Source organism: Arthrobacter sp. NicSoilB4, assembly GCF_019977335.1.
GTDB lineage: Bacteria > Actinomycetota > Actinomycetes > Actinomycetales > Micrococcaceae > Arthrobacter.
In genome coordinates this window covers 2,676,650-2,697,197 of record NZ_AP024653.1, presented here as the reverse complement: position 1 = coordinate 2,697,197, position 20,548 = coordinate 2,676,650, and the positions used below count along the sequence as shown (strand labels likewise).

The 20,548-nt window shown below is 66.4% G+C and carries 18 protein-coding genes; 11 read left to right on the top strand and 7 right to left on the bottom strand.

What is annotated here, in order from left to right; translation table 11 throughout:
- Nucleotides 1-4: 4 nt before the first annotated feature.
- Nucleotides 5-553, bottom strand: coding sequence for a DoxX family protein (locus LDO13_RS12240; RefSeq protein WP_224047003.1), 549 nt, complete (start codon nucleotides 551-553; stop codon nucleotides 5-7).
- A 424-nt stretch (nucleotides 554-977) separates the two neighbouring features.
- On the opposite strand from LDO13_RS12240, the gene LDO13_RS12235 reads away from it, so the two are divergent.
- Together LDO13_RS12235 and rsrA are read left to right on the top strand one after the other, a co-directional pair.
- Entirely contained in the window at nucleotides 978-1,775 is a 798-nt protein-coding gene (locus LDO13_RS12235; protein WP_224047002.1) for a sigma-70 family RNA polymerase sigma factor, read from the top strand.
- Entirely contained in the window at nucleotides 1,772-2,032 is a 261-nt protein-coding gene (gene rsrA, locus LDO13_RS12230) for a mycothiol system anti-sigma-R factor (protein ID WP_224047001.1), read from the top strand. Before LDO13_RS12235 ends, rsrA begins: the two co-directional genes overlap by 4 nt.
- Before the next feature lie 301 nt (nucleotides 2,033-2,333).
- Here rsrA and LDO13_RS12225 read toward each other — a convergent pair whose 3' ends face one another.
- The 4 genes from LDO13_RS12225 to LDO13_RS12210 all read right to left on the bottom strand — a co-directional run bounded on the left by LDO13_RS12225 (nucleotide 2,334) and on the right by LDO13_RS12210 (nucleotide 8,422).
- On the bottom strand, nucleotides 2,334-2,954 hold the full coding sequence (locus LDO13_RS12225; protein WP_224047000.1) for a PadR family transcriptional regulator: 621 nt from the start codon (nucleotides 2,952-2,954) through the stop codon (nucleotides 2,334-2,336).
- Nucleotides 2,954-3,781, bottom strand: coding sequence for a DUF4097 family beta strand repeat-containing protein (locus LDO13_RS12220; RefSeq protein WP_224046999.1), 828 nt, complete (start codon nucleotides 3,779-3,781; stop codon nucleotides 2,954-2,956). The genes LDO13_RS12225 and LDO13_RS12220 overlap by 1 nt, the downstream gene beginning before the upstream one ends.
- 126 nt (nucleotides 3,782-3,907) lie before the next feature.
- Nucleotides 3,908-4,507, bottom strand: coding sequence for a GDSL-type esterase/lipase family protein (locus LDO13_RS12215; protein WP_224046998.1), 600 nt, complete (start codon nucleotides 4,505-4,507; stop codon nucleotides 3,908-3,910).
- 132 nt (nucleotides 4,508-4,639) lie between these two features.
- Nucleotides 4,640-8,422, bottom strand: coding sequence for a multifunctional oxoglutarate decarboxylase/oxoglutarate dehydrogenase thiamine pyrophosphate-binding subunit/dihydrolipoyllysine-residue succinyltransferase subunit (locus LDO13_RS12210; protein ID WP_224046997.1), 3,783 nt, complete (start codon nucleotides 8,420-8,422; stop codon nucleotides 4,640-4,642).
- A 328-nt stretch (nucleotides 8,423-8,750) separates the two neighbouring features.
- Here LDO13_RS12210 and LDO13_RS12205 point away from each other — a divergent pair, with 328 nt between their 5' ends.
- From LDO13_RS12205 to LDO13_RS12170, 8 genes are all read left to right on the top strand, one after another.
- Entirely contained in the window at nucleotides 8,751-10,211 is a 1,461-nt protein-coding gene (locus LDO13_RS12205; RefSeq protein WP_224046996.1) for a GuaB1 family IMP dehydrogenase-related protein, read from the top strand.
- Between the two features lie 319 nt (nucleotides 10,212-10,530).
- Complete coding sequence (locus LDO13_RS12200) at nucleotides 10,531-11,868, top strand: hemolysin family protein (RefSeq protein ID WP_224046995.1); 1,338 nt, start codon at nucleotides 10,531-10,533, stop codon at nucleotides 11,866-11,868.
- Entirely contained in the window at nucleotides 11,865-12,929 is a 1,065-nt protein-coding gene (locus LDO13_RS12195; protein WP_224046994.1) for a hemolysin family protein, read from the top strand. Before LDO13_RS12200 ends, LDO13_RS12195 begins: the two co-directional genes overlap by 4 nt.
- Before the next feature lie 105 nt (nucleotides 12,930-13,034).
- Nucleotides 13,035-13,994, top strand: a complete 960-nt coding sequence (locus LDO13_RS12190) for a zinc ABC transporter substrate-binding protein (protein WP_224046993.1) — start codon at nucleotides 13,035-13,037, stop codon at nucleotides 13,992-13,994.
- Between the two features lie 161 nt (nucleotides 13,995-14,155).
- Nucleotides 14,156-14,971, top strand: a complete 816-nt coding sequence (locus LDO13_RS12185; protein WP_224046992.1) for a metal ABC transporter ATP-binding protein — start codon at nucleotides 14,156-14,158, stop codon at nucleotides 14,969-14,971.
- Entirely contained in the window at nucleotides 14,972-15,862 is an 891-nt protein-coding gene (locus LDO13_RS12180; protein ID WP_224046991.1) for a metal ABC transporter permease, read from the top strand.
- Between the two features lie 81 nt (nucleotides 15,863-15,943).
- Entirely contained in the window at nucleotides 15,944-16,573 is a 630-nt protein-coding gene (locus LDO13_RS12175) for a TetR/AcrR family transcriptional regulator (protein ID WP_224046990.1), read from the top strand.
- Nucleotides 16,570-18,201 carry an MDR family MFS transporter gene (locus LDO13_RS12170; RefSeq protein WP_224046989.1) on the top strand — a complete coding sequence of 544 codons (1,632 nt, stop codon included), beginning with the start codon at nucleotides 16,570-16,572 and terminating at the stop codon, nucleotides 18,199-18,201. The genes LDO13_RS12175 and LDO13_RS12170 overlap by 4 nt, the downstream gene beginning before the upstream one ends.
- On the opposite strand, the gene LDO13_RS12165 is transcribed toward LDO13_RS12170, so the two are convergent.
- Entirely contained in the window at nucleotides 18,198-18,656 is a 459-nt protein-coding gene (locus LDO13_RS12165) for a Fur family transcriptional regulator (protein ID WP_224049774.1), read from the bottom strand. The two genes, LDO13_RS12170 and LDO13_RS12165, sit on opposite strands and share 4 nt — an antisense overlap.
- 105 nt (nucleotides 18,657-18,761) lie before the next feature.
- Here LDO13_RS12165 and LDO13_RS12160 point away from each other — a divergent pair, with 105 nt between their 5' ends.
- A complete protein-coding gene (locus LDO13_RS12160; RefSeq protein WP_224046988.1) occupies nucleotides 18,762-19,418 on the top strand; it encodes an MBL fold metallo-hydrolase in 657 nt (218 codons plus the stop codon).
- A gap of 13 nt (nucleotides 19,419-19,431) precedes the next feature.
- Here LDO13_RS12160 and LDO13_RS12155 read toward each other — a convergent pair whose 3' ends face one another.
- Entirely contained in the window at nucleotides 19,432-20,532 is a 1,101-nt protein-coding gene (locus LDO13_RS12155; RefSeq protein WP_224046987.1) for a PLP-dependent cysteine synthase family protein, read from the bottom strand.
- Nucleotides 20,533-20,548 lie beyond the last annotated feature (16 nt).

Here is a 20,548-nt window from a genome sequence, read left to right as displayed (position 1 = left end):
TGTTTTAGGCTCCGTGGGTGTGGTCTACGGCTTTGCGCACGGCCTTGTCGGCCTTCTTCAGCTGCTTGCCGGTGGTCTTCCTGACATCAGCGGCGAGGTGGCCGGCGTTCTTCTTGGCGTCCGCGGCCAGATGCTCGGCGCGCCAGGCCAGGCTGGGCCTGCCGTTTGTGTCGACGGCGGCCAGCAGCACGCCGCCGGTCAGCGTGACGTTCTTGAGCAGCTGCTTGCGGCGGGCCTCGCGCCCTTCCTTGGACGTGATGTCCGCACTGCGCCATTCAACGTAGCCGTTGAGCGCGGAGATCGCGGCCAGGACGGTGGCGGCCAGGCGTGCTGACTTGCCGAGCGCGAAGAGGACGCCCGCTCCAATCTGGGTGCCGCCGATAACGCGGGCCAGGACCTTCTCGTTGGTCTGGAAGGGTAGGGATTCAGCCGCGCGGCGCAGCAGGGGTGAGAGCTGCGTCGCGGTGTCATCCGCATTCTTGAGCTTGTCCATGCCTGCAAGGACGAAACTGGAGGCGAGCATGGGCCGGGCGAGAAAGCGGACAAAGGACATGAATTTCCTCCTGGATGGACGAACCGCGGAATCAATGCGGGAGAACCGGTTCTAGTCTTGCACTTTTGCGGAATATTTGCCCGCCCGGCGGGGTTGTGAATGACAGGTCCCGGCGGTTGGTCTGCGGTGGTCAAGGAGCAGGACAGCGCAGGACATTGCGGGACAACACGAGCAGGATAACGAGTCAGGTCAGCCCGCATGACGGGCTGAAACACGGTGGTGAGGCTGGAGAACTCCGGCGCGGCGCCAGGGAGGCGGAAATTTGATTCTGGTGAAGGACGGTTTCACCCGGGACGCAACGCTTATCAGGGACACCATGCAGCCCGCGGCGGACGCCGCAGAGTTGTGGACGATGGCCCTGCAGGATGGAGGCGTGCCGGCGATTCCGGACGCGCGCCGGAAGGTGACAGTAGACTTGAAGGCAATGAGCACCATGGATCCGGCCGTTGCGGCCATGCACGAGGCGTCCGGAAACGGCGCCACGCCTGCCGAGTCACCTGTCGCCGGCACTGCCGGCGCACTTTCCACCCCTGCCCTGGAATCAAGCGCAGTTCAGGATGCGGCCGCCCAGGAGCTGATCGTGGACGGCCAGGCACTCGATGTCGCGACGGAAACGGCGGAGGACCGCCGCGTGCGGTTCGAACGGGACGCCATGCAGTATGTGGACCAGTTGTATTCCGCGGCCATGAGGATGGCCCGGAATCCCGCGGATGCCGAGGACCTCGTGCAGGAGGCGTACACGAAGGCCTTTTCGGCTTTCCACCAGTACAAGCCGGGCACCAACCTGAAAGCCTGGCTCTACCGCATCCTGACAAACACTTACATCAACCTCTACCGCAAGCGGCAGCGCGAGCCTTTGCAGTCCAACTCGGACACGATCGAGGACTGGCAGCTCGCCCGGGCAGAGTCGCACACGTCCTCGGGACTCCGCTCGGCCGAGGCCGAGGCGCTGGACCACCTGCCGGATTCCGACGTAAAGCGGGCGCTGCAGGCCATCCCGGAGGAATTCCGGCTGGCGGTGTACTTCGCCGACGTCGAGGGATTCGCGTACAAGGAAATTTCAGACATCATGAACACCCCGATCGGGACCGTGATGTCCCGTCTGCACCGGGGCCGGAAGATGCTGCGGGACATGCTCGCCGACTATGCCGCCGAGCGGGGATTCAGGGCCGCCGATGCCACCGCTGCGGCCGGAAGCAACAAACAGGAGAACAGGAAATGAGCGACTGCCAGGGACTGGGCGACTGCGACGACGCCCGGATGCAACGTATCTACGAGTATCTGGATGGTGCCCTCACTCACGATGACATCGCCGAGATCAAGGACCACCTGGAGGGCTGCCCCGAATGCTTTGAGCAGTACGACCTCGAATGTGTCATCCGCGTGATGGTCAAGCGTTCGTGCACGGAAGCCGCCCCGGAGAACCTGAAGAACTCGATCCTGGACCGGATCCACTCGAGCAACCCCGTCGAGGCCTGACCCAAACAGGCCCGGCGCCGCCTGGAACGTTGTTAAACAGATGACCCCGGAAACCGTGAGGTTTCCGGGGTCATCTGTCCAAAGCTGTGGTTCCTAAGCGTTGCTTAGGCGTTGGGGCGCTTGCCGTGGTTCGCGCCGCCACGCTTACGGTCACGACGTTTACGTGCACGCTTGCTCATAGCTGGCCTCCTTAATTTTTGGTACTCAAAAGAGCTGCCCTCAAGTCTCCCACATCAGCGCACCCGCCGCGAACCGGCGGCCCGGGAAGTGTCCCGGGGGGTCAATTACGCAGCAAAACGAATCATTCCAGGGAATTCCGGATGGAGATCCGGGCCTGGTCCAGCACCGTCCTGACCGTCTCCAGCGTGACGGGCGTGATTGGATGCCGGCCGCCGTGGCGGCGCAATTCCACCCTGATGTCGTCGCGGAAGGCCTGCACCAGCATCTCCGCTTCCCGCAGCCGGCCGTCGCCCTCCTGTGAATAGCGCTGACCCGCCAGCGAGGCGACGGTTGACCCTGCCGCCCGGGCCGAGGAGCGGGCAGCCTCGGCCGTTGCGGCCAGGTCCGCCCGCAGCCCGCGCATGTTGACCTTGATGTCCTGCCGCAGGTTGTCCGCGAGCCTCCGGACCGACGCGGAAATGTCGTTTTCCACGCCGGCAAGTTCGTCCCGCCGGCTGTTCAGCTCCACGAGCCCTGCCGGGGTGATGCTGTAGCACGTCCGGCGGCCTTCGGTGTGGGTGGCCACGAGCCCTTCCTCCTCAAGCTTGCCGAGCCGCGGATAGATGGTCCCGGCGCTGGGGGAGTACGTGCCGCCGAAGCGTTCGCTGAGCGCCTTGATGAGTTCGTAGCCGTGCTTCGGGCCCGTCTCCAGCAGGGCGAGCAGGTAGAGCCGGAGGGCGCCGTGGGCGAAGACCGGGGGCATCAGAGCCCCGTTTCGCTGTCCGCGCCCGGCGGGCGGTGGAAGATCGACGTTTTGCCCGAGACGGAATTGGTGCGGACCAGCATGAGCTGGCTGTCGGGTCCGGCGATGGTCTGGACGGCGCCGCCGGGCTGGACGTATTTTGTGTCGCCAATGACGACGGCGCCACTGGCGGACTTGGCAATGATGTCCACGCCGACGTCGTGCGGGAGGCGGATGGTGACATCACCCGAGACCGAATTGGCGCCAAAGTCCTGGGTGAAACCGTGCAGGTCGAAGCTCAGGTCTCCGCTGACCGTGTTGGCGCGGATGTGGCTGAAATCGCCGGAGGCAGTGACCTCGCCCGAGACGCTTTTGGCCGTCAGTACGCCGTTGTGGTTGCGGGCGATGACTTCGCCGCTGACGGTGTTGACGGACAGGTCACCGGACGTGCCGTCGGCCAGGACGGACCCGGACACCGTGTTGAGCCGGGTGTGTCCGCTGATTCCGGACACCATGCCGTCGCCGCTGACGGTGCCGGCCTCGACCTCGACGCCGGCCGGGAGGGCGATGCTGATGACCACCGAGTTGTTGCTGTTGTTGCTGACGGTGTCCATCAGGTTCTTGAACCAGCCCTGCGGACCGTGCAGCTGGTGCCGGACCTCGAGGCGCCCGTCGACGAGGCTGACCGCCAGCGGATCGCCGGAGACCTCGGAGACCTCGATCCTGGCGACTGGCTCCTCGTGGGTGACGATGTCGAACCGGCCCCGGACAATGCCGAGCTTCAGTGAGCGGACGCCGTCGACGTCGATGGTCTGCGGACCGGTGACGGTCCAGTTGTTCTCTGACATGGTTCCTCCGGGAAGGGCGATACTTCGTGCCAACTTTTGCGATATATCGTGACTATGAAGTCACGATATATCGCCGGATCGGCACGGTCAAGATATATCGCGAAATTCCCGGCGAAGTGCGGTTTGCTATTCCGGAGCGTCCATACCCAGCCACTGGAACCAGCCCCGGTGCAGCACCAGCCACGCCATCAGCCCGTAGCCGGCCTGGCCGGGGGTGCCCCCGTTGGCTGCGAGGTCCTGCCGCCACTGTTCGTGGTTCAGCAGCGGCGAGAAGGTGTCCACGTAAAGGTGTTTGCGGCGTGTGGTGACGTCGGCGAAGGCCGTGTTGAGCTCGCCAAGCCGGCGGTTCTGGGCCGGGTCCAGGGAGGGCGGCGGGCCCACGACAAAGACTTCGATCTTGCTCTGCGACGCGGAGTCGAGGATGTTGGCAAGGTTGAGCCGGCTGCGTGCCGTGGAGAGGCCAAACTCGACATCGCGGCCGGAGAGGCCGATCACCAGGCGGTTCTCGTGGTGGCTGTTGAACCGGCGGCCGGCTTCCTCATGCCAGCGGGCGGCCAGGCCCTCCGTTCCCTCCTGCGGGCAGGGGAGCGAGTAGCATTCAAGCGACAGTCCGTCCTGCGGCGTTCGCGCCAGGACCCGGCCCAGCCAGCCCAGTGCCCGGGGGTCACCGAGCCCGGCCAGCAGTTCATCGCCCACGGCCGCGATCCGCAGCTTTCGATCTTCCACGACTACCTCTTCACTCCAGAGCGTCCATTGAACCGTCCCCGGACGACAGCGATGCCGGGGGACGGTTTCCGGTTAAACAACACTGCCCGGCCGGAGTTGCGTGTTTCAATCTCCGGCCGGGCAGCGTTGACCTTACTTACGTGCGAATGCCTGCTTGAGCAGCGTGTCCTGCTCGGCCGAGTGGCGCTTCATCGATCCTGCCGCGGTGGAAGCCGAGGCAGGGCGGGAAACGAGGCGGACCCGGCGGTCCAGCGCGTCCGGAAGGTTCAGGCCGATGAACGGCCACGGACCCTGGTTGGCGGGCTCGTCCTGGGCCCAGACAACCTCGGCGTTCGGGTACTTGGCAAGCTCCGCCGCGATCTCGGCGGCCGGCAGCGGGTATAGCTGCTCGACCCGGATGATCGCCGTGGTCTTGTCGCCGGTCTTCTGCCGGGTGGACAGCAGATCGTAGTACAGGCGGCCGGAGACCAGCAGGACACGTTCGACGGCGTCGCCCTGCAGCTGCTCGTGCTCGGGGATGACCGGCCGGAAGGTGCCGGTCGTGAAGTCCTCCACGGAAGACGCTGCGGCCTTGAGGCGGAGCAGCTGCTTCGGGGTGAAGATGATGAGCGGCTTCCGCGGCCGGCTGTAGGCCTGGCGGCGCAGCAGGTGGAAGTGCGACGCCGAGGTCGTGGGGTTTGCCACGATCATGTTCTCTTCGGCGCACATCTGCAGGAAGCGCTCGATCCGCGCGGAGGAGTGGTCCGGTCCCTGGCCCTCGTAGCCGTGCGGCAGCATCAGCACGAGCGACGAGCGCTGGCCCCACTTCTGCTCGGCCGAGGAGATGAACTCGTCGATGATGGTCTGCGCTCCGTTGACGAAGTCACCGAACTGCGCCTCCCACAGCACCAAGGCATCCGGGCGTTCCACCGAGTAGCCGTATTCGAAGCCCATGGCCGCGTATTCCGAGAGCAGGGAGTCGTAGATCCACAGCTTGGCCTGGTCATCGGAGAGGTGCGCCAGGGGCAGCCACTCGTCACCGTTGGCGCGGTCGTGGAAGACGGCGTGGCGCTGCACGAACGTGCCGCGGCGCGAGTCCTGGCCGGCGAGCCGGACGGGAACGCCTTCCATGATGAGGGAACCGAAGGCTGCCAGCTCGCCGAAGCCCCAGTCGATGCCGCCTTCGCGGGACATGACTTCGCGCTTCTCGAGCAGCTGCTTGAGCTTGGCGTGGACCGTGAACCCCTCGGGGATGTCGATGTGTGCCTTGCCGATGCGCGCCAGCGTCTCGGCGGAGATCGCCGTCGATGCAGGGGCGCTGATACCGGAATCGGACTGCTGGGCCATCGGGCGCTCCAGATCGGATACCGCGGCGGAGTCCGCCGTGATGATCGGAATCGGGGAGGTCTGCGCGGCATGGGTCTCCGCGAAGACCCGCTCCAGCCGCTCCTGGTAGTCGCGCAGCAGCTGCTCGGCTTCTTCCTCGGTGATGTCACCGCGGCCGATCAGGGATTCCGTGTACAGCTTGCGGACCGAGCGCTTGGCCTCGATCAGGTTGTACATCAGCGGCTGGGTCATCGAGGGGTCGTCGCCCTCGTTGTGGCCGCGGCGGCGGTAGCAGACCATGTCGATGACAACGTCCTTGTGGAACCGCTGGCGGAACTCGTAGGCGAGCTGGCCGATGCGGACCACTGCCTCCGGGTCGTCGCCGTTCACGTGGAACACCGGGGCCTGGATCATCTTGGCGACGTCCGTGGAGTAGGTGGACGAACGCGACGAGGACGGGGCGGTGGTGAAACCGACCTGGTTGTTGACCACGATGTGGATGGTGCCGCCGGTGCGGTAGCCGCGAAGCTGGGAGAGGTTGAGCGTCTCCGCGACGACACCCTGGCCGGCGAAAGCGGCGTCGCCGTGCACCATGATCGGCAGCACGGGGAAGGCTTCGCCCTGGTCGAGGCGGTCCTGCTTGGCGCGGACGATGCCTTCGAGGACGGAGTCCACGGCTTCGAGGTGGGACGGGTTGGCGGCCAGGTAGACCTTGGTCTCCTTGCCGTTGTCCGACGTGAAGGTGCCCTCGGTGCCGAGGTGGTACTTGACGTCGCCCGAGCCCTGCACGGAGCGCGGGTCCTGGGTGCCCTCAAATTCGCGGAAGACCTGGGCGTAGGTCTTTCCGGCAATGTTGGTGAGCACGTTGAGCCGGCCGCGGTGGGCCATGCCGATCGCGACTTCGTCGAGTTCGTCGTCGGCAGCGTCGGAGATGATGGCGTCCAGCAGCGGGATCAGGGATTCGCCGCCCTCGAGCGAGAAGCGCTTCTGGCCGACGAACTTCGTCTGCAGGAAGGTCTCGAATGCCTCGGCAGCGTTGAGCTTGGAGACGATGCGCAGCTGCTCGTCACGGCTCGGCTTGGAGTACGGGTGCTCGATCTGGTCCTGGAACCACTTGCGCTCGGCCGGGTCCTGGATGTGCATGTACTCAATACCGGCGGTGCGGCAGTAGGCGTCACGGAGGACCCCAAGGATGTCGCGGAACTTGAGCATCGGCTTGCCGCCGAAGCCGCCGGTGGGCCATTCGCGGTCCAGGTCCCACAGCGTCAGGCCGTAGGTCAGGACGTCGAGGTCCGGGTGCTTGCGCTGGACATACTCGAGCGGATCGGTGTCCGCCATCAGGTGGCCGCGGACGCGGTAGGCGTGGATGAGCTGCTGGATCCGGGCGACCTTGTTGATCTCGTCGGCCGGGTCCACCTGCAGGTCCGGGCTCCAGCGCACGGGCTCGTAGGGGATGCGCAGCGACTCGAAGATCTCGTCGTAGAAGTTCTGGGCACCGAGCAGGAGCTGGTGGACCAGCTTCAGGAACTCGCCGCTGCCGGCACCCTGGATGACGCGGTGGTCATAGGTGGAGGTCAGCGTGAGGACCTTGCTGATGGCGTTGTGCGCAATGATCTTCTCGCTGGCGCCCTGGAATTCCGCCGGGTAGTCCAACGCGCCGACGCCGATGATGGCGGCCTGTCCCTTGGACAGCCGCGGCACCGAGTGCACCGTGCCGATGCCGCCGGGGTTGGTCAGGGAGACCGTGGTGCCGGAGTGGTCATCGGCCGTGAGCTTGCCGGCGCGGGCGCGCTTGATCAGGTCCTCGTAGGTGTGCCAGAACTCGGAGAAGTTGAGGGTCTCCGCCTTCTTGATGTTCGGGACCATCAGCAGGCGGGTGCCGTCCGGCTTGGGCATGTCGATGGCGATGCCGAAGTTGACGTGGGCCGGCTGGACTGCGACAGGCTTGCCGTCCACCTCGTCGTAGTAGACGTTCATCGAGGGGAACTGGGCCAGGGCGCGGATGACCGCGTAGCCGATCAGGTGCGTGAAGGAAACCTTGCCGCCGCGTGCACGGGCAAGGTTGGAGTTGATCACCACGCGGTTGTCGATCAGCAGCTTCGCCGGGATCGCCCGCACGCTGGTGGCGGTCGGAACCTCCAGGCTGGTGATCATGTTGGTGGCGATCGCCTTGGCCGGGCCGCGGAGGACGGAGACGACGTCTTCCTCGGGGGCGGTCGGGGCCTTGATGTTCTTGGGCAGCTGGGCCGGGATCGGCGCCGTGCCGGGGCCGGCTTCCGAAGTCTTGGAACCGTCGCGGGCAACGGTGGCCGGGGCCTTCTTCGCTGCGGGAGCGGCGGCGGGGGCGGGTGCAGCAGGTGCGGCCGGCTGCGCTGCCGGGGCCGCCGGGGATACAACGGGAAGTTCGCGGGTGGCGGGGCGCGCAACTGCCGCTGCGCCTGAGGCTCCGTTGGTGGAGGAACTGTCTCCGGCGCCAAAGGATTCGAACAGGGGCCACCACTTGGCATCCACCGTGTTCTTGTCCTGCTGATACCGCTCGTACAGTTCGTCAACGAGCCACTCGTTTCCGCCAAATTCCTCTGGTAGACGGTGGCTAGGCTGCTCTGGCACTTGAATTACGCCTCTTCCATGAGTTTGATTCCCACTGGTTTCACGGTGCCGCAGCACAACGGTTGAACCAGTCTCCGCGTCCAGTGAACCCAGACCCCTGCCAGTCTAGTGACGATCCTTGCCAAACCGCCAATAAGGGTGACTCAAATCATCAAGTCGGCTCAAAGCGCCGCCGCGACGCATCTTCCGGCCGTCCTTTCGGCCGCTCCGGCGCCCGCCCGGACAGCGGGCCGGACGGGTCTGCGGGCCGCGGGAAGCCTCGCTAGAATCGCTCAGAGAACCCGTTGAGCACCGGAATGCCAATTTTTGCTTACTTTAAGGAGCAGCCGTGCGTTTCCTGACAGAGCCCACCACCGACCTGACCTACTCGGACCTATTCCTGGTACCGTCCCGTTCCGACGTCACCTCCAGGCTGGACGTGGACCTGGCCGCGGATGACGGGACGGGGTCCACGATTCCTCTGGTCGCGGCCAACATGACGGCGGTGACCGGCAAGCGTATGGCCGAGACCATGGCCCGGCGCGGTGGGCTGGCGGTGCTGCCGCAGGACGTGCCGCTGGACGTGATCCGCGACGTGACAGCCTGGCTCAAGACCCGCCACGCCGTCCTGGAAACTCCGGTCACGCTGTCGCCGGCCGACACCGTCATCGATGCCCTGCACCTGATGGGCAAGCGTCCGCATGGGGCGGTCATTGTGGTCGATGACTCGGGTGCGGTGGGCGGCATCGTCCGGGCTGCCGACTGCGAGGGCCAGGACCGTTTCGCCTCGCTCGCCTCGGTGATGCGCCAGCCGCTGGTCCTTGACGCCGCCATGCTGGACGCCACGCCCGACGGCGACGCAGGCCCGGGCCTGCGCGGCGCCTTCGACGCGATGGACGCTGCAGGGACCGACTTTGCGCCCGTGCAGCGGGATGGTGTCCTGGCCGGGGTCCTCACCCGGAAGGGCGCCCTGCGCTCCACGCTGTACCGGCCCTCGCTGGACGCTGGCGGCAGGCTCAAGGTGGCGGCCGCCGTCGGGATCAACGGCGACGTCGCCGGGCGGGCCGCGGAACTCCTGGCCGCCGGGGTCAATGTGCTGGTCCTGGACACAGCACACGGCCACCAGCAGAAAATGTTTGATGCACTGGCCGCGGTCAAGGGCCTCAACCCGGGCGTTCCCGTCGTGGCGGGCAACGTCGTCACAGCCGAGGCGACGCGCGAACTCATCCAGGCCGGGGCGGACATCGTCAAGGTCGGTGTTGGCCCCGGCGCCATGTGCACCACCCGCATGATGACGGCCGTGGGGCGGCCGCAGTTCTCCGCCGTGCTGGAATGCTCGGCTGCCGCCCGGGCGGCCGGCGGCCGGGTCTGGGCCGACGGCGGTGTCCGCTACCCGCGCGACGTCGCGCTCGCCCTGGCGGCCGGGGCAAGCCAGGTCATGATCGGATCCTGGTTCGCCGGCACGCATGAGAGCCCGGGGGACCTGATGCAGGACGCCGGCGGACGGCAATACAAGGAAAGCTTCGGCATGGCGTCCGCCCGGGCCGTTCAGAACCGCAACCAGCGCGAGGGAGCCTTCGAAAAGGACCGCAAGGCCCTGTTCGAGGAGGGCATCTCCACCTCCCGGATGTTCATTGATCCGGCGAGGCCCGGCGTCGAGGACCTGCTGGACATGATTACCGCCGGGCTCCGCAGCTCCATGAGCTACGCCGGCTCGGCGGACCTGGCGTCGTTCCGGGAACGCGCCGTGGCAGGAATCCAGTCAGCGGCCGGCTACGAGGAAGGCCGTCCGGTCCCGCAGAGCTGGTGAGTTGCCGCGGACGGAGGCGGCCGGCGTCGGGCGCCTCCCGGCGGTGTCATGACGGCGGCCGCGCCGGGCGCTCCTGTAGACTGAAATTCTTATGGACAGTAAATCTAGGTGCCGGCCTGGGGGCTGTCAGCGGGGAACGGAATCCGTTCCCGCGCAGTCTTCCCGAAGAGCCGGCAAACCCCGTTCACGCGCCCATCACTCTCCGGCAAGCCACACCGGAGCCTTCCAGGAATCAGGGTCGGCCTCGGCTGACCATCCTCCGCCGGGCAGATCCCACGAGCACCCCCATGGTGCCGCGGCCCCGGAAGCGGGCCGCTAAATGGAGTGGCTCCTTCTCGGCGCAGGCCTTCTGCTCATCCTCGGAACCGGTTTTTTCGTAGCCGTTGAATTCTCCCTCGTTGCCCTTGACCAGGCGACGGTCCAGCGGGCTGTGGATGACGGCGACACTGCCGCCGCGCCCCTGCTCAAATGCCTCAAATCCCTGTCCACGCAGCTCTCCAGCTGCCAGCTGGGCATCACCATCACCACCCTGCTGACCGGTTACGTTATGGAGCCATCGGTCGGCGCGCTGCTCGAAGGGCCGCTGGCCGCCCTGGGGCTGCCTGAAGCCGCTATTTCCTCGGTGTCGCTGATTCTTGCGATGGCGTTCGCGACGCTCCTGTCCATGCTGATCGGCGAGCTGGTGCCGAAGAACATGGCGATCGCGCTGTCCTTCCAGGTCGGCAAGGCTTTGGCCCGCCCGCAGCTGATCTTCACGGCCATCTTCAAACCCGCCATCGTGGTGCTGAACGGCTTCTCCAACAAGGTGCTCAACATCTTTGGCCTCGAGGCCAAGGAAGAGATTTCGGGCGCGCGGACTCCGGCCGAGCTGGCTTCCCTCGTGCGCCGCTCGGCGGCGATGGGAACCCTCGACGCCGGCACCGCCAACTTCATCGCCCGGACGCTCAAGTTCTCGGGGCGGACGGCAGCGGACGTGATGACGCCCCGCATCCGGGTCGAGACCATCGACGGCGACCAGCCCGTGTCCGACATTGTGGACGCCGCACGCCGCACCGGCTATTCGCGGTTCCCGGTCATCGGGGAATCCTCCGACGACATCCGCGGTGTGGTGCACATCAAGAAGGCCATCGCCGTGCCCTCGGACCGGCGCGCCAATCTGGAAGCCGGCGCGATCATGACCGACGTGCTCCGGGTTCCGGAAACCATCCACCTGGACGCCCTGCTGGCGGAATTGCGCGAAGGCAACCTGCAGCTGGCCGTGGTCCTGGACGAATACGGCGGAACCGCCGGCATCGCCACCCTTGAGGACCTGGTGGAGGAAATCGTCGGAGAAGTTGCCGATGAGCACGACAAGGTCCGGCCGGGACTGCTCCAGAGCGCCTCGGGGGACTGGTACTTCCCGGGCCTGCTCCGCCCGGATGAACTCTCCGAACAGATCCCGGGCCTGACCGTGCCCGACGAGTCTGCCTACGAAACGGTGGGAGGCTACGTCATGAGCCAGCTGGGCCGGATTGCCGCGGTCGGTGACACCGTCGACGTCGGCGGCGGGACCTTGAGCGTCACCCGCATGGACGGGCGCCGGATCGACCGGATCTGCTTCAAGCCCGTCCGTGTCCAGGGCGGGAACCACCCGGCCGGGCAGGTTGGTGCCGCATGAGCGACTGGGCGGGAATTCTCTGGCTTGTTGTGCTGCTGCTCGGCAACGCCTTCTTCGTTGGTGCCGAGTTCGCGGTCATGTCCGCGCGCCGGAGCCAGATCGAGCCCCTGGCCGAGGCGGGATCCAAGCGCGCGCAAACCACGCTGCGCGCGATGGAGAACGTCTCGCTAATGCTGGCCTGCGCACAGCTGGGCATCACTGTCTGTTCGCTGCTGATCCTGCAGGTCGCGGAACCGGCAATCCATCATTTGATGGTGGTGCCGCTGGAAGCGGTCGGCGTTCCGGTGGAGATCGCGGACATCGCCGCGTTCGCCGTCGCCCTGCTGCTGGTCACTTTCCTCCACGTCACGATCGGCGAGATGGTGCCGAAGAACATTTCGGTGTCCGTGGCGGACAAGGCGGCCCTGCTGCTGGCGCCGCCGCTGATGTTCGTCGCGCGCGTGGTGAAGCCGGTGATCGTTGCCCTGAACTGGTCCGCCAACCACATCCTGAAACTGATGCGGATCGAGCCAAAAGACGAGGTCACGTCCTCCTTCACGCTCGAGGAAGTCCAGTCCATCGTGCAGGAATCGACGCGCCATGGCCTCGTGGATGACGACGCCGGTCTGATCACCGGTGCGCTGGAGTTCTCGGAACATACTGCGTCGCGTGTGATGGTCCCGCTGGACAAACTGGTGATGTTGAAGTCGGCCACCACACCGGTGGAGTTTGAAAAGGCCGTGAGTCGGACCGGGTTCTCGCGCTTTCCGATGCTGGACGATGACGGGATGCTCTCGGGCTACCTCCACATCAAGGATGTGCTGTCCATCCCGGATGCGGCCTACCACCAGCCGATCGCCGAAAGCCATATCCGGTCCCTGGCCAACCTGTCCATGGACGACGAGATCGAGAAGGCCATGTCCGTGATGCAGCGGACCGGATCGCACCTGGCCCGCGTAATTGGGGCGGACGGCAACACCCAGGGTGTGCTGTTCCTTGAGGACGTCATCGAGGAGCTCGTCGGCGAGATCAGGGACGCCACCCAGGCCACCGGCTACCGGAGGCTTGGCCAGGACCAGTAGTCCACAGGCCGGAGGTAGCCCTAAATAGGAATCATTCCTATTTAGGGCTACACTCAAAACTGTTGCTATTGCTCCTGATTCTCAATAACAGATCCGAGGTTTTCCGTGCGTCGTCCCGCTGCCCGTGCCATTGTTGCCGCTTTTGCAGGCCTGAGTGTGCTCCTGACGGCCTGCGGACAGACCCCGGGCAATCCGCAGGGGAGCGCCGACGACGGAATTGTCGACGTCGTAGCCTCCACCAGCGTCTACGGCGACATTGTCAGCACCATCGGCGGCGACAAGGTGCGCGTCGAGTCGATCATCACCCGCACCAGCCAGGACCCGCACTCCTACGAGGCGACAACCCAGGACAAGCTGGCGGTGTCCAAGGCCGAACTGCTCGTCGAGAACGGCGGCGGCTATGACGGCTTCATCCACAAGCTCGCCGACGACACGGGGCTCGACCACGGCCGGGTCCTGAATGCGGTGGAGCTCTCCGGGCTGGTCCCGGAAGAGGAAGCCGGCGCCTCGCCCGACGCCGACGGGCACGGCCATGACCATGCGGGCTTCAACGAGCACGTCTGGTACAGCCTGCCGGCCATGGCCCGCCTGGCGGATGCCGTCGCGGCCAAGCTTGGCGAGCTGGAACCGTCGTCCGCGGAGATGTTCCGCAGCAATGCGGCGGCATTCAAGGACTCGCTGGGGGCGCTGGAATCCAAGCTGGCCGCCGTCAAGGCCTCGGCCGGCCCGGGTGCGGCCGCCGTCACCGAACCGGTGCCGCTGTACCTGCTGGAGGCTGCAGGGCTGGAAAACAAAACCCCCGCCGAGTACCTGTCGGCCATCGAATCCGACGCCGACGTCCCGCCCGCCGTGCTGAAGGCCGCCGTTGACCAGGTGGGCTCCGGCGGCGTCAAGCTGCTGGCCTACAACCTCCAGACCGAGGGGCCGCAGACCCTCGCCCTGAAGGATGCCGCCGTGTCGGCCGGGGTCCCGGTGCTGGACTTCAGCGAGACCCTCCCGGACGGTAAGGGTTACCTTCCGTGGATGACGGACAACGTGGACGGCATCGTCCGGACCCTCTCCTGAGATCCCTCCCGGGGCATCAGCCCCGGTGGCAGTAACGGGACCAGCCCGAATGACCCCGGTCCGGGGCGGGCGGGGCCTAAGATTATCGGAACGGCGTGAGTAGACCGCGCGTGCAGAGAGTGTAAGCGTCCAAGCTTGCGCAGAAATCGAGGAAAGCCAAGTTGACCCCTGTAGTGAGTCTCCGCGGTGCCTCCCTCGCGTTCGGCGAACGGACGCTCTGGGAGAACCTGGATCTGGACATCAACCCGGGTGAATTCTTCGCCGTCCTCGGCCCCAACGGCAGCGGCAAGACGACGTTCCTCAAAGTGCTGCTCGGACTGCAGGAGCTCACGTCCGGGACTGCGGTGCTGGACGGCCACCCCGTGGAGCGGGGGAGCCGGCGAATCGGCTACGTCCCGCAGCAGAAGTCCTTCGACCCCGACACGCCGCTGCGGGCCCGCGACCTGGTGGGCCTGGGAGTCGATGGCCACCGCTGGGGAATCCGCCTCGGCAGTGCCCGGGCGAACCAAAAAATCGACCGGCTGCTCGATCTCGTGGGCGCGCAGGACTATGCGAAGGTGCCGGTGGGTCAGCTCTCCGGCGGGGAGCAGCAGCGGCTTCGGGTGGCGCAGGCCTTGGCCGCCGATCCGAAGGTCCTCCTGTGTGACGAGCCCCTGCTGTCCCTTGACCTTCAGCATCAGCAGGCTGTCAGCGCGCTGATCAACGCACAGTGCCACGAGCAGGACAGCGCCGTGGTGTTTGTGACGCACGAGATCAACCCCATCGTGGACTACGTCGACCGGGTGCTGTACCTGGCCGGCGGACGGTTCCGGGTGGGGCCGCCGGAGGAAGTCATGACCACCGAGGTCCTGTCCGACCTGTATGGCAGCCGGGTCGAAGTAATCAACGCGAACGGCCGGATGGTGGTGGTCGGTGTCCCCGATGCCACGACGCACCACCACGAAGACGCACACGCGGTGGCGGGGGAGGCGGGCTAGGTGGACCTCGACAGCCTGCTCAATTCAATCTTCAACTTCGAAAACTATGGCGACCTGCTCATTCTCGTCCAGAACTCGATCTGGGCCGGGGCGGTCCTCGGCCTGCTGGGCGGCCTGGTGGGAACTTTCGTTATGAAGCGGGACCTGGCCTTCGCTGTGCACGGAATCTCCGAGCTCTCCTTCGCCGGTGCGGCCTTCGCCCTGTTGATCGGCGTCGACGTTGTGCTGGGGTCCCTGGCGGGATCCGTGGCCGCCGCCCTGCTGCTGGGCCTGATGGGGGTCCGCGCCAGGGACAAGAATTCGACCATCGGGGTGCTCATGCCGTTCGGTCTCGGCCTGGGCATCCTCTTCCTTTCGCTCTATGAGGGCCGTGCGGCCAACAAGTTTGGCCTGCTCACCGGGCAGATCGTCTCCGTCGGCACCGTCCAGCTGCAGGTCCTGGCGGGGGCCGCCGTCGTCGTGATGCTGGCCCTGGTCGCCATCTGGCGGCCGCTGACGTTTGCCAGTGTCGACCCCGACGTCGCCGCCGCCCGCGGCGTGCCCGTGCGGGCGCTGGCCCTCGGATTTATGCTGCTGCTTGGCGTCAGCGTGGCGCTCTCCATCCAGATTGTTGGCGCCCTCCTGGTGCTGGCACTGCTCATCACCCCCGCGGCTGCCGCCATGCGCGTGACGTCGTCGCCGCGGCTGGTGGTGGTCCTGAGTGTCGTGTTCGCCGTGACGGCGACCGTGGGCGGCATCCTGCTGGCCCTTGGCGGCCGGATCCCCATCAGCCCCTACGTGACCACGTTGTCCTTCCTCATCTACGTCATCTGCCGCGTGATCGGCGGCGCCCGGGCCAAACGCGGACTCAACGGCCGGGTTGTCCGCGGTGCGGCGGTGCCGGCCGCCTGAGGCCGCAGCCTGAAGCCGTAAGTGTGCATCACTGCAAGTATGCATTTGTGCAATCGTTGCAGTCGTGCAATTATTTAGCCCATGACTGATGCCGTTTCGCTGCCCCTGCGGGAGCGCAAAAAGGCTGAGACCTGGACGGCCCTCCACGAGGCGGCCGCATCGCTCGCCCTGAAGAACGGCGTCGAGCAGACCACGGTCGAGGCCATTGCGGCCAGTGCCGGCGTCTCCCCGCGCACCTTCTTCAACTATTTCCAGGCGAAGGAAGATGCCATCCTGGGCCTGCGCGAGCCTGTCCTGGAGGCATCGCTGCTCACCCCGATCTCACTCACCGCGGACGATCTGGTGGGGCAGGTTGCCCGCCTCCTGATGTCCGTGGCCTCGACCGCGCTCGGGGGCGACGGCCGCGCACGCCGCCGCCGGCTGATCGCCCGGGATCCCCACCTGGGCCGCCGCCACATGGACTACATGGTCAAAGCGGAAACCCTCGTCTGCCAGGGACTCGCCGGCCTGCTGGCAGAGGATCCCGGCTGGGCGGCCGGTGCCGCAGGTTTCGGCCCCGAAGAGTCCGCGCGCATGCTGGTCATGATCTCCGGCGTCCCCATCCGCTTCAAAATCACCTCCGCCGATTTCGACCCCGTCGAGGGGCTCTCCGCGGAAACGCTCCAGCCGTCGTTGGCCCTGCTCCACGAACTCCTAAGGAAACTCTCATGACCACGCAAGCTGTCCCCGCCACGGGACCTGCCGGAGAAAAGCAGCACATGGTGCTGCTGTTCGTCGGCCTGATGCTCTCGATGCTGCTGGCGGCACTGAACCAGACGGTGCTCAGCACGGCCCTGCCCACCATCGTGGGCGAACTCCACGGCGTCAGCGACATGCTCTGGGTCATCACCGCGTTCATCCTCGCCTCCACCATCACCATGCCGATCTACGGCAAACTCGGCGACCTCATGGGACGCAAGGCCCTGCTGATCGCGGCCATCGTCCTGTTTATGATCGGTTCCGTCATCGGCGGCCTCGCCAACGACATGGGTGTCCTTATTACCGCCCGCGTCGTGCAGGGCCTCGGTGGCGGCGGCCTGATGATCCTGTCGCAGGCGGTCATCGCCGACGTCGTGCCGCCCCGCGAACGCGGAAAGTACATGGGAATGATGGGTGGCGTCTTTGCCATCGCCTCCGTCGCAGGACCCTTGCTGGGCGGCTGGTTCACCGAAGGGCCCGGCTGGCGCTGGGTGTTCTGGATCAACATCCCCCTCGGCCTGCTGGCGCTGGCCGGAGCCGTGTTCTTCCTGAAGCTGCCCAAGCACAGCGGCAAGCCGCGGCTGGACCTCGGCGGCATGGTGCTGCTCGCGATCGCTACGACCTGCCTTGTGCTCTTCGCGACCTGGGGCGGCGGGAAATACGAATGGACCGATCCGATTATCCTGGCCCTGATTGCCGGCGCAGTCCTCAGCGCCGTCGCCTTCGTCCTGGTGGAGCGGCGCACGGCCGAGCCGATCATTCCGCTGCACCTGTTCAGGGACCTCAACTTCAACCTCTCCACGATTGCCGGCCTGCTGATCGGTGTGGCCATGTTCGGCGCCATCGGCTACCTGCCGACGTACCTGCAGATGGCCTTCAGCGTCAACGCCACCGAATCCGGGCTGCTGATGATCCCAATGATGGGCGCCCTGCTGGTTGCCTCGGTCGTCTCCGGCCAGCTGGTCAGCCGCACCGGCCGCTACAAGTGGATGCCGATTGCCGGCGGTCTGCTGGTCGCCGTCGCCCTCGTGCTGCTCTCCACCCTGAAGCCGGGAGCGCCGCTGTGGGAAATCTGCGCGTACCTCGCCGTGATGGGCCTGGGGCTGGGCCTGAGCATGCAGATCATGGTGCTGATCGTGCAGAACTCCTTCCCGCTGCGTGAAGTCGGCACCGCAACGGCGTCGAACAACTTCTTCCGGCAGATCGGCGCCACCCTTGGCTCCGCTGTGGTCGGAAGCCTCTTCGCGAGCCGGCTGGCCGAGCTGCTCGCCCAGCGGCTGCCGGCAGCGGCCACCGGGGGAGGCGCCCCGGGAGGATCGAACTCGCTGACTCCGGCGGTGGTCAGCCATCTGCCTGCGCCCGTCAAGGAAGCCATCATCTCCTCCTACAACGACGCTCTCACGCCCATCTTCATCTGGATGGTGCCGCTGGCACTGGCGGCCGCCGTGCTGATGTGCTTCGTGAAGCAGAAGCCGCTGGCCACGGCCATCGAGCACGACGTGCTGTCCGAATCCATTTCGGAGGGCAACATCCTGATCACGGCCGACGACGCCGAGGATGCCGAGGACGCTCTTGCTCCCGCCCGGGGACCCAGGGCCTAGCCGGCAGTACGGGCCGTGCACTCCGGGCACAGCCCGAAAATCTCGACAGTGTGTTCCACCGCGGTGAAGCCGTGTTCGGTGGCGGTCCGCGCGGCCCAGGCCTCAACCGCGGGCGCCTCGACTTCAACGGCCTTGCCGCAGCTGCGGCACAGCAGGTGGTGGTGATGGCCGGTGACGGCGCAGCGCCGGTAGACGGCCTCGCCGTCTGTATTCCGGAGGACGTCCACCAGGCCCTCATCAGCGAGGGACTGCAGGATCCGGTACGACGTGGCCAGGGACACCGACGTGCCGCGCTCCTGCAGGATGCGGTGCAGCTCCTGGGTGCTGACGAAGTCCGTCAGCTCGTCGAGGACCGCACTGACCGCGAGACGCTGCTTCGTGACCCGCTGCTCTTTGGCCGCGGCAGGAGCCGGCGCCGTTGTCCGGCTGCCGTTGGCGGTGGCGCCCTGGGACATCGTGGAACTCGCTTCGCTGGTGGTCTCTATACGGGGTGGTGGCAAGGTCCCAGATTACCAGCCGGGCACGTGGACAGCGCTTTGCCGGAACCCTAGGCTGGCCGGATGATGCTGACCAAATTCACGCATTCCTGTGTGCGGCTGGAGAAGGATGGGAAGGTGCTGGTGTTCGATCCGGGGAACTTCTCGGAGACGGGCCCTGCCCTCGCCGGTGCCGACGCCGTGCTCATCACGCACGAACATCCCGACCACGTCGACGTCCTCGCAGTCACTGCCGCCTTGTCGGCCGGCGGTCCGCTGCAGCTTTTCGCTCCGGCCGGAGTCGCTGCGCAGCTGCGGGAGAAGGCGCCCGGGGCCGCGGGCCGGATCCATACGGTGGCTCCGGGCGAGGACTTCGAGACGGCCGGGTTCTCCGTCCGGAGCTTCGGGGGGCAGCATGCGGTGATCCATCCGCAGATTCCGGTGGTGGCCAATATCGGCTATTTGGTGGACGCGAATGTCTACCACCCCGGTGATTCCTTCATAGTGCCCGACGGCGTGGACGTGCGGACGCTGCTGGTGCCGATCCACGCCCCTTGGAACAAGGTGGGGGAGGTGGTCGACTTTGTGATCGGCGTCCGCGCCCCGAAGGCGTTCCCGATCCATGACGCCCTTCTCAATGAGAACGGGCGCGGACTGGTGGAGGGGCATGTGACCCGGTTCGGCGCCAAGTACGGCACCGAATACCGCCACCTCTCCAGCGGGGACACCGTCGAGGTTTAGGGAGTAGCCGAGCCTAGGCCGGCCAGGTCCCGCTGGCGATGAATTCACGGATGGTCGCCTCATGCGGCTCGGGGTCCAGGCCCTGGGACCGCAGCCACTCCGGGCTGTAGTAGTTGCCGGCGTAGCGGTCTCCGCCGTCGCACATCAACGACACGACACTGCCGCGGCGGCCCTCGGCGATCATCCCAGCGATGAGCTGCCAGACGCCCCACAGGTTGGTGCCGGTGGAGGGGCCGGCGTGCAGTCCGGCGTGGTCGTTGAGATGACGCATGGCCGCGACCGAGGCCGCGTCCGGGACCTGGACCATGTGGTCGATGACGGCGGGGACAAAGCTGGGTTCCAGCCGCGCCCGGCCGATTCCCTCGATCCGCGACGGCTGGCCCACGGGGGCCGGGTGAGTTGTGTCTGCGGCGCGGCGGCTCTCCAGCCAGCCGGGGTAGAACGCGGAATTTTCCGGATCCACGACTGCGAGTTCTGTGCTGTGGCGGTGGTACCGGAGGTAGCGGCCGATGGTGGCGCTGGTGCCGCCGGTGCCTGCGCCCACCACGATCCAGCGGGGGATCGGGTGTTCTTCCAGGGCAAGCTGGCCGAAGATCGATTCGGCGATGTTGTTGTTGCCGCGCCAGTCCGTGGCCCGTTCGGCGTAGGTGAACTGGTCCATGTAGTGGCCGTTGGTGCGCCGGGCGAGGTCCCCGGCTGCCTCGTAGACCTCCGAGGCATGGTCCACGAGCAGGCAGGAGCCGCCGAACTGCTCGATCAGGGCAATCTTCTCCCGGCTGGTGGTCCGGGCCATCACGGCGATGAACGGCAGCCCGAGCAGCTGGGCAAAATACGCTTCCGACACGGCCGTGCTTCCGCTGGAGGCCTCCACGATGGTGGAGCCTTCGGAAATCCAGCCGTTGACCAGCCCAAAGAGGAACAGCGAGCGGGCCAGACGGTGCTTCAGGCTGCCGGTGCGGTGCGTGGATTCGTCCTTGAGGTACAGCTGGACGCCCCAGTGCTCCGGAAGCGGGACGGAATACAAGTGCGTGTCCGCGGACCGGTTGTTCTCGGCGTTGATTCTGCGGATGGCCTCGTCGGCCCAGGCCCTGTCCTGCTGTCGCACTCTGTTCACCGCACCAGCCTACCCG